Source organism: Streptomyces sp. P5F9 (assembly GCF_057961495.1).
In genome coordinates, this window is record NZ_JBXVPZ010000080.1 from 18,684 (window position 1) to 28,641 (window position 9,958).

Here is a 9,958-nt window from a genome sequence, read left to right on the forward strand (position 1 = left end):
TCAGACCTTCGGCTCGACGACGAGGTCCATATAGGCGGCCCCGCTGTCCGGCACCCGGGCCTGCTTCCAGACCTCGACCGGGAACGACACGTTCACCAGGGAGAACATCAGGAGCAGCAAGTTGCGCTCCTGCTCCGGGAGTTCGGCGAGCGGGAACTTGTCGAGGTGGTCGGAGGCCTGTTCCAGGAGCGGGAACGCGGCGTCGTAGAAGGCCTGCATCTCCTCCATGGAGCTGGCCAGGCGCTTGCTGTACCGCTCGCGCTCGGACTCCAGGACCCACTCGCTGAACGGTTCGAGCACCGCGAACTCACTGGGCAGCATCGGTGTGCTCCTTGACGTAGTCGGCGACCGTCTTGTGCAGATGGCGGAGCAGCAACTCCTGGTCGCAGAGCGGGAATTCGGTGACGACCCGGCTCTTGAGCATCGTCTGGGTGGCTTCGAGGGTGTTGCCGTCCTGGAGCGCGTACTCCTTGAACGTCACCGCCGCCAGCTCCTGCTTCAGCCGCTCGCGCGCCGTCTTGGCGGGCACGAAGTACAGGTTGGCCTCGAAGAGGTGCTTGTCGACCGCCGTCGGCCAGTAGTGGTACGTCAGGTACCAGCCGGGCTTCCAGATCAGCAGGGTCGTGTTGGGGAAGAACTCGAAGGAATCGTTGCCCCACGCGCGGTGCCGGCCGGGGTTGAGGCCCGTCGGCAGATTGTCCAGGCCCTCGATGTCGGGCGCTTCCCACGGCCCGAACAGGCCGCTGCGCAGGGCCCGTTCGATCGGCTTGACGATGGTCAGGTCCTTGGGCGGGGACATGCCTCCCCAGGACGAGATCATCGAGTGCGGGGGGTGGATCTCGTAGTGCAGCGCCTCGTACCCGACGTTGAAGAGCTTGTCGGCCTCGTCCTTGACGGCCTGCTTCATGTGCAGGACGGGCGCGTGGTAGAACTCGGCGAAGGCGTCGATGAACAGCTTCCAGTTGCTGCCGATCTCCGCCTTGTACGTGAAGACCTCGGTCATCTCGTGGAAGGGGTAGCCCTCCAGGCCCTTCGCGAACTCGCCCAAGTACTCCTTGAGCGGCTGGGCGTCGGGGTCGAGGTTGACGAAGACGAATCCCTCCCAGACCTCGCAGCGGACCAGCTTCAGGCCGTAGTCCGCCTTGTCCAGGTCGAAGAACTCCTTCTCCTGCTGGACGAAGGTCAGATCGCCGTCGAGGCTGTAGCGCCAGGCGTGGTACTTGCAGGTGAACTGGCGGCAGGTGCCCTTGACCTCCTCGCCCGGGTAGTCGTTCCACACGAGCTTGTTGCCGCGGTGGCGGCAGACGTTGTGGAAGGCGCGGATCTCCTTGTCCTTGCCCCGCACGATCACCAGTGAGGTGTCGGCGACGGCGAGCTCCTTCGTGAAGTAGCTGCCGACCTTGGGCACTTGCTCGACCCGGCCGACGTTCAGCCAGGTCTTCTTGAAGATCGCTTCCTTCTCGGCCTCGTAGTACGCGGGGTCGATGGAGTCCTCGTAGTTCACCGGGCTGGTGCCCAGCTCGGGGTAGTTCTCGGTCCAGCTCCCGGCCTCGGGCTTGGCGAAGTGTGGCATAGGATCACCCCTCTCGCTTGTGAGAATACCATTCTCGTTTGGGGAAACTGAAGTTCTCTTCCGAGATCGCAGGGTCGAGTTCCACGCCGAAGGTGTTGAGGGCCATCGTGAGCATCGTGTAGGCGCCGATGGTGAACACCAGGTCCATCAGCTGGTGTTCGTCCAGGTCGGCGGCGAGCGCCGCGTAGGTCGCGTCCGACAGGCCCGAGTCGGTGTCCAGTTCGTCCACCGCCCGGTTGAGCAACGTGTCGGCACCCGTGCGGACTTCGTCGATCTCGGCCTCGGTCACCCCGGCCTTCCGGCCGATCAGGACATGACTCGCCCACTCGTACCTGCTCGCCCGCCGCCAGGCCACGCGCAGGACGGCCAGCTCGCGGACGCGCACCGGCAGAGTCGTGGTGTTGAGGTGCATGTTGAACGTCAGGAACGCCCGGGCCAGGGCCGGATGCCGCTGGAAGATCCCGAGAACGTTGGCCTCCGGCAGCTTCCGGTGCGGGTTGATGACCGAGAACAGGTCGTGGTCCCAGTCGTCGTACGGCACCGGGGGGATGCGGACGTCATTCCCGCCGGCGGTCCCTCCGTGCCCGGTGGCCGTCTTGCCGTCCTCGTCGTGCCGGCCGTGCTCGCTCACGTGTTCCGCCCACCGTTCACGCCGAGGATCTGGCCCGTGATGTAACCGGCCTCATCGGAGGCGAGGAAGGCGCAGGCCGCGGCGATGTCCTCCGGGCGCCCGACCCGCCGTACCGGAGTGCGCTGGATGTGCTCCTCGACCGTTCCGCCGAGCAGTCGGCGCTCCTCCGAGCGGCGCAGCATGGGCGTGTCGATGAAGCCGGGCGGGACCGCGTTGACCGTGATGCCCTGCGGACCCAGCTCCAGGGCCAGCGCCTTGGTCAGGCCGTTGACCGCCGACTTCGCGGCCACATAGTGCGTCATGAAGGGCTGGCCGGACTGCGCGCTGGACGAGGAGATGTTGACGATCCGGCCCCAGCCGGCCTCCACCATGTCCGGCAACACCGCCTGGACGCAGTGGAAGACGCCGTGGAGATTGACGTCGATGACCCGCTGCCAGGCCTCGAAGGTGAGGTTGGCGAAGCGCTTGTAGCCCTCCATGCCGGCCGCGTTGACCAGGACCGTGACCGGGCCGAGCTGCTCCCGGATCTCGGCCAGCGCCTCGTCCACCTGGGCCCGGTCGGAGACGTCGGCCTTCCGGGAGAAGCCCCTGTCGGACGGGTTGAGGTCGAGGGTGGCGACCTGGAGACCGTCGGCCTCCAGGCGCTGTGCGATGGCTTGTCCGATGCCGGAGCCGCCGCCTGTGACGAGGGCTGTCCTCATGCCGGAACCCCCTTCGTCTCGATCATGAAAATCTCCCTTCCAGATCTGAGAAGCATATTCTCGTCTCCGGTGCTTCCGGAAGTCCCGCGCAGGCGGGGGCTGTTCGCCGCTCTCCGTGGGTCTGTCAGCAAGTCGTCAGGATGACATTCTCGCTGCCGGATGGTTGATTCGCGTATAAGGAGAATGTAGTTTCCGCTTCATTGGAGCAAGCCGCCCATCCATGCGAGGAGAACAGGATGCGGTTCCAGGACAAGGTGGCGATCGTCACCGGAGCGGGACAGGGAATCGGCGAGGACTACGCCCGGGCGCTGGCCGCCGAGGGAGCACGGGTTGTGGTCGCCGACATCAACGAGGAGCAGGGGCAGCGGGTCGCCAAGGAACTGGACTCCGCGCTCTTCGTCAAGGTCGACGTCGGAGACCCCGCCTCGGCCGACGCGCTGGCCGCCGCCACCGTCGCCGAGTTCGGCCGCATCGACTACCTGATCAACAACGCCGCGATCTACCACAGCATGCGGCGCGAGGGCCTGACCACCGTCGACCTCGACTACCTCAACCGCTTCATCCAGGTGAACCTGATGGGCGCCCTGTACGTCACCCGGGCCGTCGTCCCGCACCTGACCGAGGGCAGCGCGATCGTCAACCAGTCGTCCGCCGCCGCCTACATGGCCAGCGGCTACTACGGCCTGGCCAAGATCGGCATCAACCACCTCACCGCCTCGCTCGCCGCCGAACTCGGCGGCCGGGGCATCCGCGTCAACGGCATCGCCCCCGGCCCCACCGACACCGAGGCCACGGCCACCGTCGTGCCGGTCGAGTTCCAGGAGCGGATGACCCAGGCCCTGGCCATCAAACGGATGGGCACGCCCGGCGACTTGACCCCCACCGTGCTGTTCCTGCTCTCCGACGACGCGGGCTGGCTCACCGGCCAGACCATCAGCGTGGACGGCGGACAGGTGGTGCGGCTGTGACCCGACTGCTCATCGACGGCCAACTCGTCGACGGGGAGCGGACGTTCCCCTCCCTCAACCCCGCGACCGGCGAGGTCTACGGCCACGCGCCCGACGCCACCACCGCCCAGGCCGAGGCCGCCGTAGCAGCGGCCCGCACCGCCTTCGACACCACCGCCTGGTCCACCGACGTACAGCTGCGCATCCGCTGTCTCGACCAGCTGCACCAGGCACTCACCGACCACGTCGAGGAGCTGCGCGAGCTCACGATCGCCGAGGTCGGCGCGCCCCGCATGCTCACCTACGGCCCTCAACTCGACGACCCCGTCAAGCTGGTGCGCTACTACGCGGACCTGCTGCGCAAGTACCCGCTGACCGAGGAACTCGGCGAGTCCGAGAGCCGCGGCCAGCGGCACCGGCGCTGGGTGGAGAAGGAGGCCGCAGGGGTCGTCGCGGCGATCATCGCCTACAACTACCCGAACCAACTCGCCCTGGCCAAGCTCGCCCCAGCGCTTGCGGCCGGCTGCACGGTCGTCCTCAAGGGCGCCCCGGACACGCCGCTGACCACCCTGTTCCTCGGTCAACTCATCGCCGAGCACACGGACATACCGCCCGGCGTGGTCAACGTCCTCACGTCGTCCGGTGCCGACGTCGGCGAGACGCTCACCGCGCACCCCGATGTCGACATGATCACGTTCACCGGGTCCACCGCGACCGGCCGCCGCATCATGGAGGCCGCGAGCCGCACGGTGAAGAAGGTCTTCCTGGAACTCGGCGGCAAGTCCGCCATGATCGTCCTCGACGACGCCGACCTCGCCACCGCCGCCATGTTCGCGGCCGGCACCATCTGCTCCCACTCGGGGCAGGGTTGCGCGCTCACCTCCCGGCTGCTCGTGCCCAGGGAGCACCACGACGAGATCGTCGCCATGGTGGCGGCGGGCCTCGGCCGTATCCCGCTCGGCGACCCGGCCGACCCCAAGACCTTCGCGGGCCCGCTCATCAGCGAGCGCCAGCGCGAGAAGGTCGACGGCATGGTCGAGAGGGCCGTAGCCGCAGGTGCGAACCTCGTCACCGGAGGCGAGAAGATCGATCCCGGCTTCTTCTACCAGCCGACCCTGCTCAGCAACGTCGATCCGGACAGCGAGATCGCCCAGGACGAGGTCTTCGGCCCGGTGCTCGTGGTGATCCCCTACGACGACGATGACGACGCCGTCCGCATCGCCAACAACTCCATCTTCGGCCTCTCCGGCGGCATCCAGAGCGGCGACGACGAGCGGGCCATCGCCCTCGCCCGCCGTATCCGCACCGGCACCTTCAGCATCAACGGCGGCAACTACTTCGCCGCCGACGTCCCGTTCGGCGGCTACAAGCAGTCGGGCATCGGCCGCGAGAGCGGTGTGGCCGGGCTGGAGGAGTTCCTGGAGTACAAGGCGTTCGCGGTCGTGGTCCGGTCATGATGCCGCTCGAAGGCATCCGCGTCCTCGAAGTCGCCATGTACGGCTTCGTGCCCTCGGCGGGAGCCGTCCTCTCCGACTGGGGAGCGGACGTCATCAAGGTCGAGCACGCCGTTACCGGCGACCCGCAACGCGGTCTGCGGCAGACCGGCACCATGCGCGTCGAGGGCGACCCCAACCCCAACGTCGAGCACGCCAACCGCGGCAAGCGCAGCCTCGGCCTCGACATCTCCCGCCCCGAGGGAAAGGACGTTCTCCACGACCTCGCCCGGCGCTCGGACGTGTTCCTGACCAGCTTCCTTCCCGGTCACCGGGAGCGGTTCGGCATCGACGTCGACGACATCCGTAGCGTCAATCCCCGGATCATCTACGCCCGGGGCAGCGCCTTCGGCCCGCGGGGAGCGGAGGCGGGGAAGGGTGGCTACGACATGACGGCGTTCTGGGCCCGCGCCGGCACCGCCGCGAGCATCACCCCGGCCGGTACCGACGGCATCGTCAACCCGCCGTCACCGGCCTACGGCGACACCATCTCCGGCACCAACCTCGCCGGCGGCATCGCGGCCGCGCTCCTGAAACGCGAGCGCACCGGTGAGCCGTCGGTCGTGGACGTCTCCCTGCTCGGCAGCGGACTGTGGGCGATGGGCCACGCCACCGCGCTCTCCCTGCACCTCGGCAAGCCCTGGATCCCGCCGCCCGTCGGCACCCACGGCTCCGTCACCAACCCCCTGTCCGGGCTGTACGAGACCTCCGACGGCCACCATCTGGCGTTCGTCATGATGCAGCCCGGCAAGTTCTGGGCCGATGTGTGCCGGCACATCGACCGCCCCGAACTCGCCGACGACCCCCGCTTCGACACGGCGGAGAACCTCGTTTCCCACACGGCCGAGGCCGTCAAGATCCTGCGTGAGGTCATCGCCACCCGCACCCTCGCGGAGTGGAGCAGGTGCTTCACCACCCTGGCCGGGCCGTGGGCCCCGGTGCAGGACTCCCTGCAAGTGGGCGACGACCCGCAGATCAGAGCGAACGAGTACCTCCTGCGCGCAGGAGAGCTCGAACTGGTCGCCAGCCCCGTGCAGTTCGACGTGCACGCCCCACAACTCGGGCCCGCACCCGAGTTCGCCGCCCAGACCGAGGAGATCCTCCTCGAACTGGGCCTGGACTGGGACCGCATCATCGCGCTCAAGGCGGCGGGCGCGGTCACCTGATCACCCGACAGCGGGACTCATTCTCAACGAGGAGAACCGATGAGACGCTTGCTCATCCCCGCGCTCGTCCTGGCCCTCGCGGCCGCGGCCGGATGCTCCGGCCGCACCAAGTCCGCGGACACCAGCAGCCCTTCCACCACCGGAGCCGCCGACACCGCCACCGCGGACTTCGGCACGCTCAAGTCCGTGTGCGGGAAGGGGACGGCCAAGACCGTCACCAGTCAGGGCGTCACCGCCTCCGACATCAAGGTCGGCGTCTTCTCCGACGTCGGGTTCACCAAGAACCCGGAGTTCGAGAACGCGGCGAAGGTCTTCACCTCCTGGTGCAACGCCGCCGGCGGGATCAACGGACGCAAGATCACGCCCGAGACGCACGACGCCCAGCTCATGCAGGTCAACCAGCAGATGATCTCGGCCTGCCGCACCGACTTCTTCGAGGTGGGCGGCGGCGCCGCCCTCGACGGCCTCGGCGTCAAGACCCGCCTGAAGTGCCTGCTCCCCGAGTTCCCGGCACAGGTCACCTCCGAGGTCGGCGCCGACCTCCAGGTCATGACCCAGGGCGCCTCGTCCGGATACGCGCCCTACGCCGGCTACTTCTCCTGGCTGCTCAAGGAGGCGTACCCGTCGTCGGCGAGCGGCGTCGGCATCATCACCGGAGACGTGCCCGTCACCAAGGTCATCGCGGCCCAGGACAAGGAAGTCCTCACGGCGATGGGCGCCAAGGTCACTTACTCCGACCTCTACCCCGCGCAGGGCGTCTCCGACTGGACGCCGTACGCCCAGTCCATCAAGACGAAGAAGGTCAAGGGCCTTGTCTTCCTGGGGGACTTCACCCAGCTGGCGAAGCTGGAGCAGGCGCTCACCAACATCGACTACAAGCTCGACTGGGTCGACGCCAACAACAACGCCTACGGCCCCGCGTTCCTCAAACTGGCCGACACCGCGCTGAGCTCCCAGACCAACTTCGCGAGCATCGACGGGACTTACCCGCTGGAGAAGGCGGACGACAACCCGGCGACCAAGGAGATGGTCGCCCTGTTCAAGAAGTACGCGCCCGACGCACAGATCACCCTGCCCGCCGTGCACGCCTTCTCCACCTGGCTGCTGTTCGCCACCTCGGCCCGTGACTGCGCGGAACTGACCCGCAGTTGTGTCCTCGCCAACGCCAAGAAGCAGACCGAGTGGACCGGGGGAGGGCTCCAGGCCCCGGTGAACCTGACCAAGCCCGACGAGCCCGTGAAGTGCTTCAACGTGGAGAAGGCCACCACCAGCGGCTGGGTCCCCGCCGACTTCAAGCCGACCGACGGCGCCTACCGCTGCGACGCGCCCGCCTACAAGTACAAGGGCAACTACGGCAAGCCGCCGACGCTCGCCGACGTCGGCAAGTCGCTCGCCGACCTCAAGTAGCCACGCCCGCACCCCCGTTCACCACGGCAGGAAGGAAGGACCGTGAAGGTACGAGTCGACCCGGAGCGCTGCCAGGGCCACACGCTCTGCGCGATGCGCGCTCCGGACACCTTCGAACTCAGCGAGATCGACGGGCACTCCTCGGTCGTCCAGGAAGAAGTCCCCGCCGACCAGGAGGCGGCCGTCCGCGAGGCGGTCCTGTCCTGTCCGGAGCGGGCGATCTCCCTCATCTCCTGACCCCCCACCTCATCCACCGAGCAGGAGAGGACTCCGCATGACCACGGAAGACGCGGCCGTCGACGACGACGCCGGCCGCAAGCACCCGCAGGTGCACTTCGACCGGCACACACCCGACTACCGCGACCGGTTCGAGGACATCACCCACGAACTGCACGGACAGTGCCCGATCGCCTGGACGGAGACCCACGGCGGTCACTGGGTCGCCAGCGGCAACCGCGAGGTCTTCGAACTCGCGAGGTCCGCCGAGTTCCTCTCCAACGACCATGACGTGAAAGGGGAACGGCGCGGCTACAAGGGCATCTCCATCCCCCCGCCGCCCCGCGCCCGGGAGGCCCAGGGCGGCTTCCTGGAGATGGACCCGCCGGACCAGCGCTACTACCGGCAGACCCTCAACCCGTATCTGTCGCCGGCGGCCATCCAGCGCTGGATCCCGTTCGTCGACGAGATCGTGCGCGCCAGCATCGACGAGAAGATCGAGTCCGGGCGCATCGACTTCGTCGACGACCTCGCCAACATCGTCCCGGCCGTGCTCACTCTGGCGATGATGGGCATCCCGCTGGAACGCTGGACCATCTACAACGAACCGGCCCACGCCTCCGTCTACACACCCCCCAACTCCCCGGACCGGGAAAGGGTGTTGGACCTCAGCCGCAAGATGGGCATGGACCTCATGGGCCAGCTCATGGAGATCCGCAAGACGCCCCGACCGGGTCTGGTGGACGCGCTGGTCCGCGCCGACCTCAACGGCCGCACCCCGGACGACGGCGAACTCCTCGGCGTACTCGCCCTGTTGATCGGCGGCGGCTTCGACACCACCACCGCGCTCACCGCCCACGCCCTCGAATGGCTCTCGCAGAACCCGGAGGAACGCGCCCGGCTCAGCCGCGACCGGAAGACCCTGCTGGACTCCGCCACCGAGGAGTTCCTGCGCTTCTACACCCCGGCCCCCGGCGACGGACGCACCTTCTCCGCCGACTGCGAGATCGCCGGCACCGAGTTCAAGGAGGGCGAACGCCTCTGGCTCTCCTGGGCGATGGCCAACCGCGACCCCTCGGTCTTCCCCGACCCCGACACGATCGACATGGAACGCAAGGGCAACCGGCACAGCAGCTTCGGCCTCGGCATCCACCGCTGCATCGGCTCCAACGTGGCCCGCACGGTGTTCAAGCGGATGGTCACGGCCGTACTCGACCGGCTGCCCGACTACGAGTGCGACCCCGAGGGCGCCGTGCACTACGAGACCATCGGCGTCATCCAGGGCATGCGCCACCTCCCCGCGGCTTTCACGCCGGGCAAGCGGCTCGGCGCCGGACTCGACGAGACCCTCGCCGAACTCCAGAAGGTCTGCGACGAACAGCGCCTCGCCGAACCGGTCACCGTCCGCACGGCGAAGGCACGGATCGGCACATGAACTCCCCAACCCGCCCGGGGCCGTTGGTCACAGAGGAGAACGCGTTCTTCTGGGCCTCCGGCGCGGACGGCCGGCTGCGGCTGGCGGAGTGCGAGTCCTGCGCGGCCCTCATCCACCCGCCGCAGCCGGTCTGCCGGTACTGCCACGGGCACGACATCGGCGTCCGGGCCGTCTCCGGCCGCGCGACGCTGATCGGCTTCACCGTCAACCACCGCTTCGCCCTGCCCGGCCTGCCCGCGCCCTACGTCGTGGCCCAGGTCGCCGTCGAGGAGGACCCCCGGGTCCGGCTCACCACCAACGCCGTCCAATGCGCCCCGGACGAACTGGAGTTGGGCATGCGGATGGAGGTCGTCTTCGAACAGGTCGAGGACGCCTGGCTGCCCCTCTTC

General features: G+C 68.1%; 11 protein-coding genes. 7 read left to right on the forward strand and 4 right to left on the reverse strand.

Annotated features, from left to right (window positions below):
* Genes AC31A1_RS15980 through AC31A1_RS15995 form a run of 4 tightly spaced genes read right to left on the reverse strand, consistent with a single transcriptional unit; the run spans nucleotide 1 to nucleotide 2,905 of the window.
* A complete protein-coding gene (locus AC31A1_RS15980) occupies nucleotides 1-321 on the reverse strand; it encodes a hypothetical protein (RefSeq protein WP_489653961.1) in 321 nt (106 codons plus the stop codon).
* A complete protein-coding gene (locus AC31A1_RS15985; protein ID WP_489653962.1) occupies nucleotides 308-1,573 on the reverse strand; it encodes an aromatic ring-hydroxylating oxygenase subunit alpha in 1,266 nt (421 codons plus the stop codon). Before AC31A1_RS15985 ends, AC31A1_RS15980 begins: the two co-directional genes overlap by 14 nt.
* Nucleotides 1,574-1,577: 4 nt before the next feature.
* Complete coding sequence (locus AC31A1_RS15990; RefSeq protein ID WP_489653963.1) at nucleotides 1,578-2,204, reverse strand: carboxymuconolactone decarboxylase family protein; 627 nt, start codon at nucleotides 2,202-2,204, stop codon at nucleotides 1,578-1,580.
* Entirely contained in the window at nucleotides 2,201-2,905 is a 705-nt protein-coding gene (locus AC31A1_RS15995) for an SDR family NAD(P)-dependent oxidoreductase (protein WP_489653964.1), read from the reverse strand. The genes AC31A1_RS15990 and AC31A1_RS15995 overlap by 4 nt, the downstream gene beginning before the upstream one ends.
* 236 nt (nucleotides 2,906-3,141) lie before the next feature.
* Here AC31A1_RS15995 and AC31A1_RS16000 point away from each other — a divergent pair, with 236 nt between their 5' ends.
* The 7 genes from AC31A1_RS16000 to AC31A1_RS16030 all read left to right on the forward strand — a co-directional run.
* Nucleotides 3,142-3,873: an SDR family oxidoreductase gene (locus tag AC31A1_RS16000; RefSeq protein WP_317880892.1), complete on the forward strand. Its 732-nt coding sequence runs from the start codon at nucleotides 3,142-3,144 to the stop codon at nucleotides 3,871-3,873.
* On the forward strand, nucleotides 3,870-5,309 hold the full coding sequence (locus AC31A1_RS16005; protein ID WP_489653965.1) for an aldehyde dehydrogenase family protein: 1,440 nt from the start codon (nucleotides 3,870-3,872) through the stop codon (nucleotides 5,307-5,309). The genes AC31A1_RS16000 and AC31A1_RS16005 overlap by 4 nt, the downstream gene beginning before the upstream one ends.
* Nucleotides 5,306-6,511: a CaiB/BaiF CoA transferase family protein gene (locus AC31A1_RS16010; protein WP_489653966.1), complete on the forward strand. Its 1,206-nt coding sequence runs from the start codon at nucleotides 5,306-5,308 to the stop codon at nucleotides 6,509-6,511. Before AC31A1_RS16005 ends, AC31A1_RS16010 begins: the two co-directional genes overlap by 4 nt.
* A 39-nt stretch (nucleotides 6,512-6,550) precedes the next feature.
* Nucleotides 6,551-7,918, forward strand: a complete 1,368-nt coding sequence (locus tag AC31A1_RS16015) for an ABC transporter substrate-binding protein (RefSeq protein ID WP_489653967.1) — start codon at nucleotides 6,551-6,553, stop codon at nucleotides 7,916-7,918.
* A gap of 42 nt (nucleotides 7,919-7,960) precedes the next feature.
* Nucleotides 7,961-8,155 carry a ferredoxin gene (locus AC31A1_RS16020; RefSeq protein ID WP_363097681.1) on the forward strand — a complete coding sequence of 65 codons (195 nt, stop codon included), beginning with the start codon at nucleotides 7,961-7,963 and terminating at the stop codon, nucleotides 8,153-8,155.
* Between the two features lie 37 nt (nucleotides 8,156-8,192).
* A complete protein-coding gene (locus AC31A1_RS16025; RefSeq protein ID WP_489653968.1) occupies nucleotides 8,193-9,569 on the forward strand; it encodes a cytochrome P450 in 1,377 nt (458 codons plus the stop codon).
* Nucleotides 9,566-9,958 (forward strand): Zn-ribbon domain-containing OB-fold protein (locus AC31A1_RS16030; protein ID WP_489653969.1); only part of this gene is annotated, 393 nt, incomplete at its 3' end. The genes AC31A1_RS16025 and AC31A1_RS16030, both read left to right, overlap by 4 nt.